Raw genomic sequence first — 18,836 nt, forward strand, 5'->3', positions numbered from 1 at the left:
ATGGCGTTACAGCTTGTGTTTCCCAGCGAGGAGTGGGGCGACCAGGTGCTCTGCTACCGCGCCGAATGTTTGGAGGCGGGCGACAACAGCCTGGCTGGCACCGCCGGTCTTGCCGAGGCGGGCAGCTTTGCCGCCTGGCTGGCCGCGGTGCGCCGCAACCGGCGGGAGGAGACCGCTCTCCCCGGCATGGTGCCCGCCACCACCCTGCTGGCGGTGCGGCCGGAGGACGGGCGGCTGGTGGGGATGATCGACATCCGCCACCGGCTCAACGACTACCTGCTGCAGTTTGGCGGCCACATCGGGTACAGCGTCCGCCCCTCCCAGCGGCGGCGGGGGCACGCCAAGGAGATGCTCCGCCAGGGGCTGGTGCGCTGCCGGGAGATGGGGCTTGTGCGGGTGCTCGTCACCTGCGACCGGGATAACCGCGCCTCGGCGAGGACCATCCTCGCCTGCGGCGGGGTGCTGGAGGACGAGCGGGAGCGGGAGGACGGCGGTGTGACCCAGCGCTACTGGATCGCCCTGCCCCCCGCCTAAAAGCCGGCCTCGCAGAGAAAGAGGGCCGCGAGAGGATCTCTCTCGCGGCCCTCTTTTTGTCGCTTCGCGCCCCCCGATTTTACCGGGGGAGTCAAATCGATTTGGCGGAAGCCTTTTCTGAAAGGGTGTTGGAGGGGTGGAAAAGAAGGCGATTTTGGGGAGGGGGTGGCGCGAAGTGGTGTCCGGGATCGCCGGTCTGGCGGCGGGTGAATGCGGTCGTGAGACCCTGCCGCGCCCCTGAGCGGCTGAGCTCGTACGATGCCCTTTTGGAGCTGTCGTCCAGCGCCCAGCGAGGCGCGGGGTCAGGGGGTCGGCTCCCCCGCCTCGGCGGGGAGGGGGGAGGGGGCGGCCGACCGCTTCTCGCAGCGGGGGAGGACGACAAAGTAGAGGGTCGCCCCCACCAGGAAGATCAGCAGGATGCTGAGCACCCCCCAGGGGGCGGCCTCCTGGGCGACCCCTTCCAGCACGGCGGCCGGGGCGTCGGCGGCGATCCCCCGGGAGGAGCGGATGACCGAGGCCGCCACCGAGGAGGCCAGGGCCACCACGCTGGGGCCGATGATGGCCGAGAACTTGCCGAAGATGTCGTAGAAGCCGAAGAATTCGCCCGAGCGGGAGCGGTCCGGGATCATCTTTCCGAAGAGGCTGCGGCTGAGGGCCTGGATTCCCCCCTGGCTGGTGGCCACCAGGATGGCTAGCACCCAGAACTGCCAGATGGAACGGATGAAGAAGCCGAAGACGCAGATGCACATGTAGATGCCGATGCCCACCCCCACCATGGTCCGGGCGCCGAAGCGGCCGGCCAGCTTTTGGTAGAGCAGGGCGAAGGGCAGCCCCAGCAGCTGCACCAGCAGCAGGGCCAACAGCATTTCGGTGGAGCCCAGGCCCAGGGTGTCGCCGTAGCTGGTGGACATGTGGATGATGGTGTTCACCCCGTCGATATAGAAGAAATAGGCCAGCAGGAAGACCAGCATCTGCCGGTGGCGGACGATCTCCCCCACCGTTTTGCCCAGCCCTTTCAGGGCCTGTCCCACCGCCCCGGGGCGGTAGGGGGCGCCGCTTTTCTGGCGGACGTTTTTGAGCAGCGGCCAGCTGAAGCAGAGCCACCAGAGGGCGGTGAAGCCAAAGGCAAAGCTCAGGCAGTAGATCATCTCTACCCCCACCAAGTTGAGCAGGAGGAAGAGGAGCAGGGGGATGGTACTCCCCCCGATGTAGCCCAGCCCGTATCCCAGCAGGGAGACCTGGTCCATCCGCTCGGGGGAGGTGACGTCGACGAGGAAGCTGTCATAGTAGAGATTGGCCCCGGCGAAACCCACCTGGCTGACGACGTAGAGCCCCAAGATCCAGAGGCCCACCTGCTCGGCCACGGCGGTGTCGGTAAAGCCGGTGAGGGGGGTGATGGCCAACCCGGCACAGGAGAGGACCCCCACCGCCAAAAAGATGCAGAACAGCCGTTTGCGCCAGCCCCAGAAGTCGCCCAGCGCCCCCAGGATGGGGGCCAACAGGGCCACCAGCAACATGGCGATGCTGGTGCAGTACCCCCAGGTGGCCATGCTGCTGGCGGAGTCCCGGGTGAAGCCGGCCACGGTGCCGTAGAAGATGGGCAGCACGGTGACCACCACCACGCTGTGGGCCGAGTTGGCCCAGTCGTACATCATCCAGCTCTTTTCCTCTTTGCTGTAACCCTTTAACAGTCCCATTGCGATACCCTCGTCTCTCTCTCATTTTTTGCGGGGGGAAAGGCGGCCGCCGCCTTTGGCGGGCCGGGTCGATCACGACATGGTCGACAGGGGGGCGTTGTAGTAGCCCAGCTTGTGAAAGGCGAACCACTCCTGAATGAGGGGCTCGGGGGCGGCGTCAAGGGCCAACAGGGCCTCTTTGGCAAATTCCAGGGCGGCGGTGCCGTTGGCGGTGACGATGTTTTGGTCCCGCACGGCCTGCCGGGTGAGGTAGCGCTCCTCCCCGGTGTAGGCATCCCCTGCCCAGCGCTTCAAGTCCCCCAGGTCGTTGGCGGTGTGGCGCACCCGGTTGAGGGCCCCGACGGTCCCCAGGAAGCCCGCGGCGTCGCAGATGCCGCCCAGCACCCGCCCTTTGGCCAGACAGTCCTTCACCAGGGGGGTCACCCGGCGGGCGCTCTCCTCCCGCCAGGAGAGGCCGCCGATCAAAAAGAGGGCCTCGTACTCCTCCGGCGCCCCGTCCACAGAGAAGTCGGGCAGCGCCTGCACCCCGCCGATGGAGGAGACGGGCTCCCCGGTCAAAGAGACGGTTTTGACAGCGTATTTGCCGGGGGCCAGCATTCCCAGGGCGGAGGCGAGATAGGCGCCCTCCCAGTCGGCCCACCGGTCGAGCAACACAAGTAAAATGGTCTTCAAGACGACAGCACTCCTTTTTTCGCCGCGCAGAGCCGCGGCCAGCTATTTTTTTCCGCTCTTCCCCGCGTCGGCGACGGCTTAGACCATGTCAAAGCCCAGGGCGCAGAGGAAGGGGATTTTTGACAGGGTGAGGATGGGGACGGTCTCCAGGGCGAAAAAGGCGGTCGGCCCGCCAAAAATCACCGCCACCAGGCGGTATTTGCCCCGTTTGTCCGCCCGGCGCCGCTCCGCTTTCCCCTTTCAGAGATAGGTGTTTGAGAGGATGGGGCCGCGGCCCCTCGCCGCAAAGGCGGTGTGGACGCCGCCCAGCACGGGGTCACCCCTATCCTACCACAGCTGCCCGAAATGGCAACCGATCGGGGAGAAAAATGACAGAGATTTTGCAGAGGGGGAGGGGGTCATCCCTTCCAGCCGTGTTCCCGCTTCCACCGCTCGATCTGTTCCAGCCGCTCCCGATAGCGCTTTTCCGAGCCCTGGTCGGTGGGCTGGTAGTACCGCTTGCCCAGCAGGGAGTCGGGCAGGCACTGCATGGCGGTCACCTTCTCGTCGGCGTCGTGGGCGTATTCGTACCCCTCGCCGTAGTGCAGCTCCTTCATCAGGCGGGTGGGGGCGTTGCGGATCTGCAGGGGCACCGGCTCGGCCAACATCCCCAGGGCGTCCTTCTTGGCGCTCTCGTACCCGGCGTAGAGGGCGTTTGACTTGGGGGCCAGCGAGAGGTAGGTCACCGCGTGGGTCAGGTTGACCGAGCACTCGGGCATGCCGATGAAGTGGCTGGCCTGGTAGGTGGCCACCGCCACCTCCAGGGCGCGGCTGTCGGCCATCCCCACATCTTCGCTGGCGAAGCGGATGAGCCGCCGGGCCACGTAGAGGGGGTCCTCCCCGGCCTCCAACATCCGCGCCAGCCAGTAGATGGCCGCCGAGGGGTCGCTGTTGCGCATCGACTTGTGCAGGGCCGAAATCAGGTTGTAGTGCTCCTCGCCCCCCTTGTCGTAGAGGAGGGACTTTTTGCTGATGCACTGCTCCAGGCTCTCCCGGGTGACCACCGTCCGCTCCCCCTGCCGCTCTCCGTTGAGAACGGCCATCTCCAGGGTGCCCAGGGCGGTGCGGGCGTCGCCGTTTGCAAAGGCGGCCACCGCCCGCACCAGTTCGTCGGCCATCTCCACCTGCAACTTGCCAAAGCCCCGCTCGTCCGCCAGGGCGCGGCGGAGCAGTTCGGCGATCTCCTCCTCCTTTAGGGGTTGGAGCACAAAGACCTTGCAGCGGGAGAGGAGGGCCGAGTTGATTTCAAAGGAGGGGTTTTCGGTGGTGGCGCCGATGAGGGTGATGCTCCCCCGCTCCACATAGGGGAGGAAGGCGTCCTGCTGGGCCTTGTTGAAGCGGTGGATCTCGTCCACAAAGAGGATGGTCCGGTCCCCCATCATCCGGCTGCGCTCGGCCGCTGCCATCACCTCTTTGATTTCTTTGATGCCGCTGGTGACGGCGCTGAAATCCACAAATTCCGCCTGGGTGCGGCGGGCGATGATGCGGGCCAGGGTGGTCTTGCCCACCCCCGGCGGCCCCCAGAAGATCATGGAAGAAATCAAATCCTGGTCGATGAGCTGGCGCAGGATCTTCCCCTCCCCCAACAGGTGGCGCTGGCCCGCGAACTCCTCCAGCGTTTCCGGCCGCAGGCGGGCGGCCAGGGGCTGCGACTGGGTGCGGGAATCAAAAAAGCTCTGCTGTTTCAAGCGGCTCTCCCTCCTCTGTGCCGTGTGGGCAAACTTTTGTTTTCTCCATTATACCCGGCGCGGGGGACGAGGGCAAGGGAGGGCAAGGGATGAGAACGGGCATTTTCTTTAAGTTGATTTTAGGCGGGGGTGGTAGGGTGAAAAGAAAAAATCGATTGCCGCGGCCTTGGGTTTTCCCCGCCGCCGGGGTATAATGGGAAAAACGCCGCGGGCGGGGGGAGATGCCCCCCGGGGGCACCCGACAGGAGAGAGGGGCTGCCGGCCGGGGCGGTGAGAGGAGAGGGGAGAGGCGCTGTGCGATTGCTGCTGGCCGAGGACGAGCGGGAGCTCTCTGCCGCCCTGGTGGCCATTTTGCGCCACAACCGATACGAGGTGGACGCCGTCTACGACGGGGAGGACGCCCTGGCCTACGGCGAGAGCGGCCAGTACGACGGCATTGTCCTGGACATCATGATGCCGAAGATGGACGGTTTGCAGGTGCTGGCCCGGCTGCGGGAGCAGGGGGTCTCGACGCCGGTACTCCTCCTCACCGCCCGCGCCGAGATCGAGGACCGCATTGCCGGGCTGGACGGCGGGGCCGACGACTACCTGAGCAAGCCCTTTGCCATGGGGGAGCTGTTGGCCCGCATCCGCGCCATGACCCGCCGCCGGGAGGTATACGCCCCCAACACCCTCACCTTTGGCGATCTCTCCCTGGACAGGGAGAGCTTTGAGGCGCGCTGTGGGGGGCGGGCCCAGCGGTTGGCCAACAAGGAGTTTCAGATGCTTGAAATGCTGCTGCAAAACCCCGGGCGCTACCTCTCCACCGAGCAGTTGATGGAGCACGTCTGGGGGTTTGATGCGGAGGCCGAGGTCAACGTGGTCTGGGTCACCCTCTCGGGGCTGCGCAAGAAACTGGCGGCCCTGGAGAGCCGGGTACAGATCCAGGCGGCTCGCGGCATCGGCTACCGGTTGGAGGAGAGGGGATGATCAAGCGGCTGCAGCGCAAGTTCGTCCTCATCGCCATGGGCTCCCTTCTGGCGGTGATGGTGGTGTTGGTGGGGGCCATCAACGCCGTGAACTTTGTGCAGATGGACCGGCGGGCGGACCGGCTGCTGGAGCTGATCTCCCAAAACGGGGGTGGCTTCCCGGCGGGGGGGAAGGAGCCCCACCGGGGGGAGAAGCCCCTGAAAGAGGGGCTGTTGGGCCCCGGCATGACCGAGGAGACCCCCTTTGAGACCCGCTATTTTGTGGTGTGGGCCGACGGGGCGGGGCAGGTCTCCCAGCTGGACACCAGCCATATTGCCGCACTCTCCTCCCAGGAGGCCCGGAGCCTGGGGGAGGAGGTGCTCGCCTCGGGGCGGACGGGCGGCTACAAGGGCAGTTACAAATACCTGAAGACCGCCAGCGGCGGCGGGAGCATGGTGGTCTTTGTCGACTGCAGCAGCCAGATGCGCACCGGGCTTTTTTATCTGGCGGTCTCTTGCGGGGTGGCGGCGGCCAGCTTTTTGGTGGTGCTGGTGCTGGTGAGCGTCTTTTCCCGCCGGGCGGTGCGCCCGGTGATGGAGAGCTTGGAGAAGCAAAAGCAGTTCATCACCGACGCCGGACACGAAATTAAGACCCCTCTGGCGGTCATCTCGGCCAACACCGATGTGCTGGAGCTGGAGGGCGGGGCCAACCAGTGGACCGAGAGCATCCGCAACCAGACCGCCCGCCTGGAGCGGCTGGTCAAGGACCTGCTGGCCCTGTCCCGCATGGAGGAGGGGAGGGTCGCCCTCTCCCTGAGCGATTTCTCCTTCTCCGACGTGGTGGAGAAGGCGGCCGAGTCCTTTCTCGCCCCCGCCCGGCAGAGGGGGCAGACCCTCGAGCTGGCAATCGAGCCGGGGGTCTCCCTCTGCGGGGACAAGGGCGGGGTGCGGCAGCTGGTGTCCATCCTGCTGGACAACGCCGTCAAGTACGCCGGCGAGGGGGGACGCATCCAGCTGCGGGCCGGCCGCCGGGGGCGGGGCGCTTTTTTGGAGGTGATCAACACCGCCGACAGCCTGCCCGAGGGCGACTTGGACAGGCTCTTCGACCGCTTTTACCGGGCCGATTCCTCCCGCGCCCGCGCCACCGGCGGGTACGGCATCGGCCTCTCGATCGCCCGCGCCATCGCCGAGGCCCACGGCGGCAAGATCACCGCCCGCCGGAGCGAGGGGGAGATTTGCTTTCTGGTCGCCCTTCGGGCGGGGATAGAGGGCCCGGGGGGGCGGAAATAAGCAAAAAAACAGTTCTCAGCGGACGGCCGTCTGCTGGGAGCTGTTTTTTTGTTCCCCCTTCCCTTTTCGGGGAGGGTTTGGGGGAACATGCGCTCTTTTTGGCCGAAGGGGTCGAGGGCCTTAAGTTGTTTTTAGGTTGGCCCTGTACACTTTGAGAAAAGGCGGGGGGAGACCCCTGCCGAATGCAAAAAGGAGGCAGCGAAATGGGGGATTACCAGGGCGTTTTTGAGCGCTATGAAAAAAAGTATCTCCTCACCCCCGGGCAGTACCGGGCCCTTCGCCGAGAAATGGAGGGGCGCACCGAGCCCGACCAGTACGGCCGCAGCACGGTGTGCAGCGTCTATTTCGACACCCCCAGCTACCGGCTGATCCGCCGCTCGCTGGAGAAGCCCGGCTACAAGGAAAAACTGCGGCTGCGCAGCTACGGCGAGGTAAGCGGCGGCGACCCAGTCTTTGCGGAGCTGAAGAAAAAATGCGGGGGCATCGTCTACAAGCGGCGGGTGCAGATGACCTTGGATGAGGCGGAGGCCTACCTCTACCGCGGCCAGCCGGCGGGAAATCCCAGCCAGATCACCCGGGAGATCGACTGGTTTTGCCACTTTTACGGCGAGATCGCCCCGCGGATGCTCATCACCTGCGAGCGGGTCGCCCTCTGCGGGGTGCGGGACGAGGGGCTGCGGGTGACCTTTGACCGGGACATCCGCTGGCGGGAGGAGGCCCTCTCCCTGCGGGAGGGGGTCTGGGGAGACCCGCTGCTGCGGCCGGGAGAGCGGCTGATGGAGATCAAGGCGCCGGGGGCGCTGCCCCTCTGGCTGGCCGACGCCCTTGGCGGGCAGGGGGTCTTCCCCATCTCCTTTTCCAAATACGGCAGCGCCTACTGCCAGAAGATGGGGAGCGCCGCCTCCACCGGCGGCCGACAGTTGAAACAGAAAGGGGCATCCATCTGTGCTTGATTCGCTTTTTGCCAGTATTTTGACGACTTCGTCCGCCGCGGCGACCCTCTCCTTGGGGAAGCTGCTCCTCTGCACCGCCACCTCGCTGGCGCTGGGGGCGGCGATCGCCGCCATCCACACCTTCCGCAACCGCTACACCAAGGGGTTTGTCATGACCCTGGCCCTGCTGCCGGCGGTGGTGCAGATGGTGATCTTGATGGTCAACGGCAACCTGGGCACCGGGGTGGCGGTGGCGGGGGCCTTCAGCCTGGTGCGCTTTCGCTCGGCCCCCGGCAGCGCCCGGGAAATCTGCAGCATCTTTTTGGCCATGGCGGTGGGACTGGCCACCGGCATGGGCTACCTGGCGGCGGCCGCCCTTTTTGTGCTGGTCATCGGCGGGGCGAGCATCCTCTACACCTGCTTGCGATTCGGGGAGCAAAAACAGCTGGAAAAGGAGCTGAAGATCACCATCCCCGAGACGCTGGACTACACCGACCTCTTTGACGACCTGTTTGCCCGCTATACCGCCCACTGGAAGCTGGAGCAGGTCAAGACCACCAACATGGGCAGCCTCTACCGGCTGGATTACCGCATCGCGCTGCGGGATCCGGCCCAGGAAAAGGCGTTTTTGGACGAACTGCGCTGCCGGAATGGCAATCTGGAAATTGTCTGCGGCCGCCTCCCCCTCCTCACCGAGGAGCTGTGAGTGGAGAAAGAAGGCGTATGGATTTGACAGGGAGAAAAAAACAGGAGCTGGCGCTGCTGCTGGCGGCGACCTTGGCCCTTTGGAGCTTGGCGGGATGCGGGAAGAAGGCCGTCGAAGAGACCGGAGAGGGGGAGAGCGGCGCGCCCGCCGTCTCCGCCGCCGACATCGACATCACCTTTACCGCCCGGGACCTGGACGTGGGATACGATGAGGGGAGCGCCACCAAGGTGGCGTTTGACGGCTCCGACGCGACCGTCACCGGCAGCGGTGCGGCCCTGGACGGCGGGGTGCTGACCATCTCCGCCGAGGGGACCTACCTCCTTTCCGGACGGTGGGACGAGGGGCAGATCCGCGTCTCGGTGGGGAAAGAGGAGAAGGTGCAGCTGGTGCTGCAGGGGGTGACGGTGCACTGCAGCACCGGCCCGGCCCTCTACATCGCCCAGGGGGACAAGGTCTTCATCACCCTGGCGGAGGGGAGCGAAAACGCCCTGAGTGACGGGGAGAGCTACTCCCTGGACGAGGCCGACGGCAACCTGGACGGCGCCGTCTTCAGCCGGGCAGATCTGACCGTCAACGGCGCCGGCGCGCTGACGGTGGACGGCCACTACAAGCACGGCATCGTCTCGAAGGACGACCTGGTGATCACCGGCGGGGAGCTGACGGTGACCGCGGTGGGGCAGGCCCTGTCGGGGAAGGACTGCGTCAAGATCGGGGACGGGACCTTTGTTCTCACCAGCGGGACCGACGCCATCCAGTCGAGCAACGCCGAGGACGCCGGGCGGGGCTTTGTCTATATTGCCGGGGGGGATTTTACCCTGCACGCGGGCAACGACGGCGTGCAGGCGGAGACGGTCCTCTGGATCGACGGGGGGACCTTTGAAGTGGTGAGCGGCGGGGGCAGCGCCAACGCCAGCACCGACGCTGCCGGTGAGGCCCAGCCCGGCTGGGGCCAATGGGGCGGCGACATGCCCGGCGGGGAGAGGCCAAGCGGAGGGATGCCCGGGGGGATGGGCAGCGCGCCCGATGCCGCCCCCACCGGGGCCCAGACGGTGCAGACCGCGGCCCAGCAGATCGACACCGCCGGCACCCAGAGCGGGGACAGCGCCAAGGGGCTGAAGGCGGGGAGCGAGCTGATCGTCAACGGCGGCACCTTTGACATCGACTCGTCGGACGACTCCCTCTACTGCAACGGCGATTTGACGGTCACGGACGGGACCCTTCGCCTCTCCTCGGGGGATGACGGCATTCACGCCGACGGCAGCTTGCAGATCGGCGGCGGCACCATCGAGATCGCCAAGTGCTACGAGGGGATCGAGGGGCTGCACATCGACATCTCCGGCGGTGAGATCGGCTTGGTGGCCAGCGACGACGGCCTCAACGCGGCGGGGGGGAACGACGGTTCCTCCCTGGGCGGCAGGCCGGGACAGAACAGCTTTGCCGGCGACGGGGACGCGGCCACCATCTCCATTTCAGGTGGGGTGCTCAGGATAGACGCGGCCGGGGACGGCATCGACTCCAACGGCAGCTTGCAGATCAGCGGCGGCACCGTCTATGTAGACGGGCCCACCGACGGGGGCAACGGGGCCCTCGACTACGACGGCAGCGGCGAAGTCAGCGGTGGCACCGTGGTGGCGGTCGGCAGTGTGGGGATGGCGATGGGCTTTACCAGCGGTTCCACCCAGGGCTCCATCCTCTGCAATTTCCCCTCGTCGGTGGCGGCGGGGACTGCGTTTGCCCTCAAGGACAGCGCGGGCAACACCCTGGCGAGCTACAGCCCCCAGAAGGCCTACCAGTCGGTGGCGATCAGCTGCCCTGCAATGAAGCAGGGGGAGAGCTACACCCTGTGCGCCGGCAGCCAGACGGCGGAGGTGACCCTGTCCGAGCTGGTCACCACCTATGGCCAGGGGGGAATGGGCGGCGGCCAGATGGGCGGCGCGCCCGGCCAACAGGGCGGAAGGATGCGCTAGGGGACGGCGCCAGTACAGGAGAAGAGCCCGGGAGGCGACGGCCTGACCGGGCTCTTTTTTTGGTGTGCGGGCATTGACCGGGGCCGCTGGGAAATGGTATGGTAAGGGGAGCAGATCGCCCGGCTTGGGACGGGGGAGAGGGGGATACAGATGGAGCGGGAAATCGATGTCTATTCCTATCAGTGCGGGGTGATGGACGCCTTTTGCGAGATGGTCCACGCCGGGGTCAAGAGAATCGCCCTGAGCCATCCCTGCCCCACCCGGGAGGAGCGGGACGGCTACCTGCCGGTGGCGGAAGAGCTCTGCCGGAAATACGGTGTGCACTGTTTCTTGGAGAACGGGGGGCTGGTGACCGACCTGTTTCCCCGCTCCCTCAACGAGGGCAGCTACAACCTGGTGTTTTACCGCCGGGAGGAGGACATTGCGGCCTACCGGGCCATTGGCGAGGAGAAGGCGCGACTGCTGGCCGACGGGGCCTACCGGGGGGCGGCGAGGGAACGGCTGGCGGTGGACTTTGGCCGATTGCTGGGCTACCGGGAGGATGACATTGCGCGGCTGATGGCGGAAAACAGCGACTGGGAACCGTGAGGGGATAAGACGGATGAACTATGTGATTTTGGATTTGGAGTGGAACCAGCCGGTCTCGCAGGACCGGGCTATCGAGGGGTTGGCCGGGGAGATCATTCAGTTTGGCGCGGTGAAATTGGACGGGGAAAAGCGGGTGGCGGACAGCTTTGAGGCGGTGGTCCGCCCCTGCCGCTACACCAAGATGAACCGGTATGTCAAAAAACTCACCGGCATCGACGAGAAGATGTTGGCGGGGGGGATGACCTTCCCTCAGGCGCTGGACGCCTTTCACCGCTGGTGCGGGGAGGATTTTGCCCTGTTGACCTGAGGGCACGACGACGGCCCGCTGCTCAAGGAGAACGCCCGGCTGCACGGCCTGTCCACCGACTGGATCGCCGCCCCCTACAACCTGCAGGTGCTCTTCAACGAGCAGGTGACGGGGGAGAACCGGCAGTGGTCTCTGGCCTCGGGACTGGAAAAGCTGGGGCTGGCCCCAGACGACGCGGCCCACGACGCCCTACACGATGCCCGCAGCACCGCCCAGATCGCCGCCCGGCTGGACTTGGACAAGGGGATCGCCGGGTACCGGGACGCCACCTCCGCCCTCCTCTGTGCCGATGTGCTGGCCAGCGCCGGTTTTCGGGGGCTGGCGGACCCGGCGGCCGCCCTGGAAGGGGCGGTGGGGGAAATCCCCTGCCTTGTGTGCGGGCGCCCGCTGGAGAGGGGCGAGTGGGTAGAGCAAAACGGCGAGAAGCGCATTGCCATGGCTGCCTGCCCCGAGCACGGGCGGTTTTTCGTGCGGCTCAAGCTGTGGCGCACCGGCAAGACCTTCTCCGCCCGGCGGACGCTCTGCCGGCCGGACGAACAGATCGACGCCTTTTACCGGGAAAAAGCGTCGCGCGCCCGGCAGCGGGCGGAAAAGCGGTGTGCGGATGGGGCCGCGGGCGAACAGGCGGGCGAGAACTAAAAAGGCGAGAAGCCGTTTCTCCGTGGGGGGAGGCGGCTTCTCGTTTTTTGCCTTTATTGGAAGGGGTACTCCTCTTTCCAGAGGCCGTGGAGGTTGCAGTACTCGTACACCGCTTTGGCCCGGTCGTCGGGGTCCAGCCAAAAGGTGGCCACCGGCCGCTGGTCAGGGGAGAGGGACTTGCACTGGCGGACGCCGTTTTTCGTCTCCAGCGCGATCCAGCGGATGGAGTGTTCAGGGGTCATGGGGTGCTCGGCAGAGCCGACGCAGACATGAACGGCATTGCCGTCGATCTGGACGACGGGGAGGTGCTTTTCGACCGCGCCGTCGGTGGTGCCGGGGTGCAGTTCCCCCATGGGCTGGCCGCAGCAGACGGTGGGGACGGGGGCCTCCTCTATCATCTCGACGATCTTTCCGCAGATTTCGCACTTGTAGAATTTCATCAGTGAACTCCTTTCGCGGAGAGGGGAGGGACATAGGCCCCTCCCGTCTTCTCTTATTGGCGGGTCTATGGCAATTATGTGCGGCCGGTTTGGAGAACATTCGCCAAGAGAGGAGAAAAGGGGAAAGGGGATCGCGGAGCGGGCACAGAAAGAGATGCGCCGTTTTTGATTCGCAACGAAATAGCCAAAAACCGTTTCAAAATATAGTGCAAGATTCTTGTCTATTGTACATTGAAAAACAAATGTTCTTGTACTATCATAGAGATACAGCCGATGCCGGGCAGAGACGAAACTGGCGAGAGGGTCAATGCTGGCTACAGAGTAGCGAAAACGATATAAATATCGCTTAAATTGTTTCTTTTTAGAGTTAAAAGAGAGGGAAGACCAGGGTGGATCGCACGGAGAGGTTGGGGGAATCTATCGCGTCGGCGGGGCTGCGGGGTGACGCGCCCTTACAGCGGCAGAGAAAAATACCGGTTGGATCGGCAAAGGAGGAGAGAAAATGATTTACCCCTGTTACAACTGCAAGGAGGAGAGACCCTGTGACCGGGAGCACTGCCTGGCATTTCAGTTGATGCGGCAGCACGGGGAGGAACTGCTGCAGGAGCGAAGGAGGGCCCAGGAGCGGGAGAGGGATGTCCGGCAGACGGAGATGGAGCGCACGGAGATGATCCGGCGCCGGTACAAGAGATAGAGGGTGTAGAGATGGCGACAGAGGAAGAGCAGGTCAAGGCGTTTTTGCGCCAGTATCTGGAGTGCGAGCGGGAGATAGAGGTGCGCGCAGAGGAGCTGGCCAGGTGCCGGTGCCTGGCGGTCAAGACCACAGGGGCAATCGGCGGTGAGCGGGTACAGGGGAGCCGGAAAAACCGTCTCGAAGAGACGGTTGAGCGGATCGTAGAGTTGGAAGAGGCCCTTCTGGAGCAGGTCGAGCGACTGCGGGGGACCAAGGAAGCGGTGGATCGGGCCATTGCGGCGGTGGACAGCGGGGAGCAGCGGGCGGTTTTGCAGATGCGATACCTGGCGGGAAAGAATTGGGAAGAGACCGGCGACGCGCTGGGGTACAGCCTGCGCCACGCCGCCCGCCTGCACAATTTGGCGGTAAAAGAGTTGGCGGGGAGAGGTCGGTTTGTCAAAGTGGGTGATGGGCGGCACCCTTGAGGGAGGATGTCCTTTTTTGTCCCTCCGCCGTGTGCTAAGATGATATTGGAGAAAAGAAGACGGACCCTCCGCTTCTTTTTTTCAGGAGGGCAGGCAACGTTTGAAGTTGTCTATAAGAAACAAATCTTATTGAAATGAAAAGGAGAATGCAACAATGGCAGTATCTGAAATCAAAAGAGGAACCGAGATGGCGATGATCGATTGCTGTATGATCGTCGTGACCCCCGAGGGCGAGGAGAAGGGTTTGGCCGTCACCTCCAATACCAAGTTGGGGGTGGAACCGCTGGTCGAGGTGACCGAGGCGGTGAAGCTGATCATCAAGGGTGTGCTCAAAGCGCAGAAGCCCGAGGTGAAAACCATTACTGGCCACACCCTCACCCTGACCGACAATATGACCATTTTGGAGTTTATCGAAGTGATGCAGGGCGGCACCCTCACCCGCAATGAGGCGGGAGAGATCACTGGTTACACCCCCCCTGTTGTGGGAGAGGCCTACAAGCCCAAAAAGTTCGTGCTGGAGGCATACTCCTCGCAGATCGACCAGGGCGGCAATGTGATCAAGTACGAGAAGGTCCGTTACCCCGGCTGCACCGGCCAGCCCGTCGGCATCAACTCGGAGGATGGGGTTTTCCGCCTGCACGAGTATGTCATCAACTCGGCCCCCGGCAAGGGCGAGGCGCCGTATGAGCTCTCCTACGTGGACGAGCTGCCCGATGTCGACGCCGTCACTTCGGCCCCCGGTAAATAGGAGAGAGAAGGATGGCTGTTACAACCATTGAAGAGCTGCGCAAATACGCCGACGGCAGCGAGGTGGAACTGCCCGGCTTTACCCCTGAGCAGCCGTTTATCGTTCGACTGCGCAGGCCTTCCCTTGTCGAGTTGATTGTGGAAGGAGAAATCCCCAACCCACTGCTCGGTTCAGCGGCCAAACTATTTCAGGACGGGGTAAGCCAATCCCTGGGATACGACGGCGAGCAGTTTCGGCAGACGGCAGAGGTGCTGATGCAGGTGGCAAAGGCATGTCTGGTCGCTCCCACCTTTGAAGAGATCAAGGCCGCCGGCCTGAGTTTGACAGACCTGCAACTATACAGTATTTACGGCTTTATGCAAACGGGGGTCAATGCCCTTGCCAACTTTCGTACAGGGCAGGGGGGCAAATCCGGTGATTCGCATGGCAGAGCTGTACCAAAAGCGGCCGAGTGAGATTTTGGGGCTCACTGACGAATACACTGCCTACTGTTTTGATGAAGCCTGCGCGTATATTGCGCTTATGGAGAAGAGCGGGGAGGCACCTCGATACCGCGAACAGGCAGTGGGATTTTCACAATTTTATCAGAGATTGGGGGTGAATAGATGAGTGAAGAGCTAGAAGTGCTGCAAGAGCTGGAAACGCAGATCCGCCGTGTTCGAGAAGAGCTGGGACGGATGGTAACAAGTGCCGAAGATGCAGAGAATAGCATAGGGGACTTAAGTACACCGTTAAGCGAGTTTGCCAAGCAGTATGAGCTTTTAGAGACGCCTATTTCTCTTGTAGAAAATGCCTTGATCCGGGTCAAAGAGAGGAGCAAACAGGCGACTGATGGGCTCCAAATTGCCGCGGATGATGCTCAACAATTCGCCAATATGGCGGGAAATGTAAATCAACAGATAAAGGAAACAGATGGTTCTTTCAAAAATGCCAAGGATACGGGCACTGGTTTTGGAGACATTTTGTTGCAATTACTTTCCCCCTCGGCTCTGGCACAAACGGCGATTGGTCTTTTGAGTGCAGGAATAGATGCCTATGTAAAGAGTGTAGAAGAAGCTCAAGAAAAAACTGGGGATCTAATTGTAGGCGGTTTCGGCGGATTTCAGGAAGGGATTCAAACAGCACAAGGTTATCTGTCTAGCTTTGATGACAGCCTGTTTGTCTCAACAGAGAAGCAGATAGAGGTGGTAAAGGGGATTCAGGATGTTCAGGCGAATATTCGGGATCTCATCCAAGGGGTCATGGCGGATAGCGGGCAATACACGGATGAACAGAATGCCCAGTTGGATGAGTACTTTACCAAGCTAGAAGAATTGAATAGCAAGCAGGTGGCCGCTGAGCAGATGAAAAGCCAGGCGATTGCCCAGCAGGCGGCGATGGTGGCGGAAACCCACGATGTATCTCTTGAAGAATACCAGGTCAATGCAGAACAGTGGATCGCCACCGCCCAAGACCAGGCAGACAAGCAGAAGGCTTTAATAGGGGAACAGACTACCCAGGAATTGGTACTTCTCAACCAAAGGTACGGCGAAGAGGCTACAATGGAAAATGAGGAGTATGCAAAAAGGTATACTGCACTTATGGAGAATAAGGAAAAAGCAATTGAAGCGGCCAATGACGAAGTAGGTAAAGTCACGGCGGCCTTTGCCGATGGATATGTGCAGCAGTCGGGATTGCAGGAGATATTCAACAGAAAAGCGTCGGTCAATAACTGTTCCCTGGAAGAGGAGAAGACCCGCCATGCAGAGAGACTCAAAGCTATCAATGACATGGAATGGGATATTGAAAAAGAAAAGGACCTAGCAATCTCTGAAGAGGCTGGGAGACACAGGGACAACATTAATAAAATTTATCAGAGCCTGGCCGATGATATGTCTGACAGCGAAACAAAGAGACTGGGCGTCTTTATGGGCATGGTGGCAAATAATGAGTTATACGGCGGCGAGCTTGACGAAGGAACACAAGAGATGGTGAAAAATATCCTGGCAGCCTACGACGGGTTCCCTGACAAGACAAAAGAGATTATGGCAAACGGCATGAAGCCTCTATTGACAGAGATGCAGAAAGCGGAACCGAAACTGTATGCCAAGGCTACAGGTATGGTCAACGGAATCCTTAGCCGGATGAGAAAGACTTTTGAGGAACAATCCCCTTCGAAAGCAACCAGAAAAATTTTTCGATTTGCAATGGAGGGCGGACTGTTGGGAATAGAAGACAAGGAAGAGGGACTGTACCAACAGAGCGACGAAGTTGCCAAGGGGGTCATTGGCCGACTGGAAAAAGGGCTTGAAAATGCTCGGTTGACTTTGCCGGAGCTGCCGGGGCAAGAGATCATTAAGCAGGTAAATGGAACCTTTGAAATGGCTGTACGGAACCCAGAGAAAAATAGTGATGAGTTGGCGGCTAAACTGGCCAAAGTGCTACGGGAGAGCCCAATTCAAGTACAGTCCACAGTGGATGCAACCATCGAAGCAACCAATGTGGTGGAACTGGACGGGGAGAGGGTAGGCCGAGTGGTAGCACCGACAGTGTCGCGGGTTTTGGCACGAAATATGAACTGATTGACAATCCTTCCCAGCACAGGATATACTAAAGAAGAAATAGCTGTGAGGGGAGGCAACCGCGGTGAAAAGAGGACTGTGCTTGTTTTTGGCGCTGTGTTTCTGTCTAGTGGGGTTGACGGGATGCTTGAATTACGGGGACGAGGGGAAGGAAGATCCACAGCAGGAAGTGGAAAAGAGCTTTGTGGAGTGGCTGTGGGAGGAATACAGGGAAAAGGCAGAGACATACGGTTTAGCCTACAACGTGGAAGACGGGATCTATCGCAATTCGGAGTTTGACAAAGAAAAATTCGAAGTGGAAACGCCGGATAAGAAAAATAATATAGCCAGTATGTATCCCAGTGTAGACACAAAGGGAAACTATTTGGGAGAATATGACTTGTATTTTATTCCCCCGAATCAGGCAAGTGGACTGCGAGAGCTCCTGACGGCGACATTTCTGATTTGGGACGAGAACCTAGACGAAGCGGGAGCGCGGGAGAAGGTCAAGGAACTGATCGACAGCTACAGCACAGATAAATACAGCAAGATAGTAGAGTGCGGGGAGATGCGGGTGGTGATTTGCCCCGGTGGCAGCACGTCCCATGTGTGGATCTACAAGGCGAGCCGGTACGGATTCCCAGAGGTAAATAAGGAGGAGTACGAGCCGATCACGCCGGAACTGTATGAGATAGAGCTGAATTCGGGAACCAAGGTGGTGGCGGAAGGGGAGATTTCCTGGGTTCATCTGCCGTCGGCGAGGAGTATCGACGGATTGGCAATGGTACGTTTTGTAGACGACACAGGCCAAAAGTATCAAACCGAATATGGCTACGATTTTCATGGCTTTATTGAGTTTGAGGTGGGACAGCGAATCCGAGTTTATGGGAATACCGGAAGGTCCATTTTGGGCAACCGAATTTATGCGGCCCGGATCGAAGTGATTGAGTAGGGCGTACTGAAAGATTTACATCGAAAAGAGAAGTTCAGCTCGTAGGGGCTGAACTTCTCTTTTTGCAGTTGAGAGGTGCGGGCAAAACACTTTTCAGAGCAGTAGGTCAAAGAAGAGTTGTCACAAACAATAATTCTATTTGATTGGATGTGAAAATTATTGTAAAATGACATAAGAGGAGGGGGAGCATGAAAAGGTTTTTGAAGAATGCACTGGTACTGCTGGTGGCGGCCACCCTTTTGACCGGCTGCGGGAGAACAAAACTGATGGAAGCACAGGCCGATGAGGGGTTGGGTCTGGGAAAAGATGAGTTTATTGCACTTTACAACAAACTCATTGTAAAAGAGCTCGCCGGCAATGCAGAAAAAATTGGGGAGCGGACTTCGCCCACGATAACGGAGTATCCCAGCTATATTGACATCTATGGGATTTCTCATCCCTACCGTGAGCTCACCTCTCGGTTTAAACTTGAAAATGAATTGCTCATCAGCATAGAAGAAAGAGAAAATGCCAAAACCATAACAAAATTTCACCTCTATGGGCCTGCAACGGTCGGCATGCCATACATACACGCTTTTTTGAACTGTTTGAAATTGAGCCAAGAGGACCGGGAACAGGTGGAGCAAAGCATACAGTCTCTCGCAGATGATGGGGGAAGTTATTCTGAAGACCGAGGGGGATTCCATTTTTATTTTAGTATTGATGGAAAGCTGAAGGGAAACAATAAAAGAATACTTGATTTTGACTTCTCAATAGCTGATGCAGCAACTAGTGGCAGGGGCATCGACCAATAGGAGCAGGTAGCAGAGAAATTTGGAATCCTGGTTTTCAGCGATGGCAGGGGAATGTCTCTGTCTCATGGCAAAGCCATTTACACGGCTGGGGCAAATATACATTTTGAGGGAGCGCACCGAAGGGGCGCTCCTTTTTCGTGCCGCCATTTGAAAGGCGAACTCTCAAATGGCGGCTTTTATTTTGGGAGGGAGGAATAT

20 protein-coding genes are annotated in these 18,836 nt (G+C 61.0%); 16 read left to right on the plus strand and 4 right to left on the minus strand.

Annotated elements, in window-relative coordinates:
• On the plus strand, positions 1-534 hold the full coding sequence (locus KQI11_RS01805) for a GNAT family N-acetyltransferase (protein WP_353653887.1): 534 nt from the start codon (positions 1-3) through the stop codon (positions 532-534).
• A 302-nt stretch (positions 535-836) separates the two neighbouring features.
• On the opposite strand, the gene KQI11_RS01810 is transcribed toward KQI11_RS01805, so the two are convergent.
• From KQI11_RS01810 to KQI11_RS01820, 3 genes are all read right to left on the minus strand, one after another.
• Positions 837-2,231 (minus strand): MFS transporter, encoded by a 1,395-nt coding sequence (locus KQI11_RS01810; protein WP_216400862.1) that lies wholly within the window; start codon positions 2,229-2,231, stop codon positions 837-839.
• A gap of 72 nt (positions 2,232-2,303) precedes the next feature.
• Entirely contained in the window at positions 2,304-2,903 is a 600-nt protein-coding gene (locus tag KQI11_RS01815) for a DJ-1/PfpI family protein (protein WP_353653888.1), read from the minus strand.
• Positions 2,904-3,301: 398 nt separating this feature from the next.
• A complete protein-coding gene (locus KQI11_RS01820; protein WP_216400863.1) occupies positions 3,302-4,630 on the minus strand; it encodes a replication-associated recombination protein A in 1,329 nt (442 codons plus the stop codon).
• A 294-nt stretch (positions 4,631-4,924) separates the two neighbouring features.
• On the opposite strand from KQI11_RS01820, the gene KQI11_RS01825 reads away from it, so the two are divergent.
• From KQI11_RS01825 to KQI11_RS01860, 8 genes are all read left to right on the plus strand, one after another.
• Entirely contained in the window at positions 4,925-5,599 is a 675-nt protein-coding gene (locus tag KQI11_RS01825) for a response regulator transcription factor (protein WP_216400864.1), read from the plus strand.
• Complete coding sequence (locus tag KQI11_RS01830) at positions 5,596-6,867, plus strand: sensor histidine kinase (RefSeq protein WP_216400865.1); 1,272 nt, start codon at positions 5,596-5,598, stop codon at positions 6,865-6,867. The genes KQI11_RS01825 and KQI11_RS01830 overlap by 4 nt, the downstream gene beginning before the upstream one ends.
• 203 nt (positions 6,868-7,070) lie before the next feature.
• On the plus strand, positions 7,071-7,820 hold the full coding sequence (locus KQI11_RS01835) for a polyphosphate polymerase domain-containing protein (RefSeq protein ID WP_216400866.1): 750 nt from the start codon (positions 7,071-7,073) through the stop codon (positions 7,818-7,820).
• Positions 7,813-8,505, plus strand: a complete 693-nt coding sequence (locus KQI11_RS01840; RefSeq protein WP_216400867.1) for a DUF4956 domain-containing protein — start codon at positions 7,813-7,815, stop codon at positions 8,503-8,505. Before KQI11_RS01835 ends, KQI11_RS01840 begins: the two co-directional genes overlap by 8 nt.
• A gap of 23 nt (positions 8,506-8,528) precedes the next feature.
• Positions 8,529-10,472: a carbohydrate-binding domain-containing protein gene (locus KQI11_RS01845; protein ID WP_502757125.1), complete on the plus strand. Its 1,944-nt coding sequence runs from the start codon at positions 8,529-8,531 to the stop codon at positions 10,470-10,472.
• A gap of 150 nt (positions 10,473-10,622) precedes the next feature.
• Entirely contained in the window at positions 10,623-11,060 is a 438-nt protein-coding gene (locus tag KQI11_RS01850) for a hypothetical protein (protein ID WP_286172422.1), read from the plus strand.
• A 13-nt stretch (positions 11,061-11,073) separates the two neighbouring features.
• Positions 11,074-11,367, plus strand: coding sequence for a 3'-5' exonuclease (locus KQI11_RS01855; RefSeq protein WP_216400869.1), 294 nt, complete (start codon positions 11,074-11,076; stop codon positions 11,365-11,367).
• Positions 11,368-11,472: 105 nt separating this feature from the next.
• Positions 11,473-12,006: a 3'-5' exonuclease family protein gene (locus KQI11_RS01860; protein WP_216400870.1), complete on the plus strand. Its 534-nt coding sequence runs from the start codon at positions 11,473-11,475 to the stop codon at positions 12,004-12,006.
• Positions 12,007-12,059: 53 nt separating this feature from the next.
• Here KQI11_RS01860 and KQI11_RS01865 read toward each other — a convergent pair whose 3' ends face one another.
• On the minus strand, positions 12,060-12,446 hold the full coding sequence (locus KQI11_RS01865) for a desulfoferrodoxin family protein (protein WP_216400871.1): 387 nt from the start codon (positions 12,444-12,446) through the stop codon (positions 12,060-12,062).
• A gap of 502 nt (positions 12,447-12,948) precedes the next feature.
• On the opposite strand from KQI11_RS01865, the gene KQI11_RS01870 reads away from it, so the two are divergent.
• The 7 genes from KQI11_RS01870 to KQI11_RS01900 all read left to right on the plus strand — a co-directional run bounded on the left by KQI11_RS01870 (position 12,949) and on the right by KQI11_RS01900 (position 18,638).
• A complete protein-coding gene (locus tag KQI11_RS01870; RefSeq protein ID WP_059003539.1) occupies positions 12,949-13,140 on the plus strand; it encodes a hypothetical protein in 192 nt (63 codons plus the stop codon).
• 11 nt (positions 13,141-13,151) lie between these two features.
• Positions 13,152-13,604, plus strand: a complete 453-nt coding sequence (locus KQI11_RS01875) for a sigma factor-like helix-turn-helix DNA-binding protein (protein ID WP_216400872.1) — start codon at positions 13,152-13,154, stop codon at positions 13,602-13,604.
• Between the two features lie 154 nt (positions 13,605-13,758).
• Complete coding sequence (locus KQI11_RS01880; RefSeq protein ID WP_216400873.1) at positions 13,759-14,352, plus strand: hypothetical protein; 594 nt, start codon at positions 13,759-13,761, stop codon at positions 14,350-14,352.
• An 11-nt stretch (positions 14,353-14,363) separates the two neighbouring features.
• A complete protein-coding gene (locus tag KQI11_RS01885; RefSeq protein WP_216400874.1) occupies positions 14,364-14,807 on the plus strand; it encodes a hypothetical protein in 444 nt (147 codons plus the stop codon).
• A 150-nt stretch (positions 14,808-14,957) separates the two neighbouring features.
• Complete coding sequence (locus KQI11_RS01890; protein ID WP_216400875.1) at positions 14,958-16,913, plus strand: hypothetical protein; 1,956 nt, start codon at positions 14,958-14,960, stop codon at positions 16,911-16,913.
• A gap of 64 nt (positions 16,914-16,977) precedes the next feature.
• Positions 16,978-17,844, plus strand: coding sequence for a hypothetical protein (locus KQI11_RS01895; protein ID WP_216400876.1), 867 nt, complete (start codon positions 16,978-16,980; stop codon positions 17,842-17,844).
• A gap of 188 nt (positions 17,845-18,032) precedes the next feature.
• Entirely contained in the window at positions 18,033-18,638 is a 606-nt protein-coding gene (locus KQI11_RS01900) for a hypothetical protein (protein WP_216400877.1), read from the plus strand.
• Positions 18,639-18,836: the final 198 nt, after the last annotated feature.

Origin of the sequence: Acetanaerobacterium sp. MSJ-12, assembly GCF_018917875.1 — a bacterium.
Taxonomy (GTDB): Bacteria; Bacillota; Clostridia; order Oscillospirales; family Ruminococcaceae; genus Bittarella; species Bittarella massiliensis.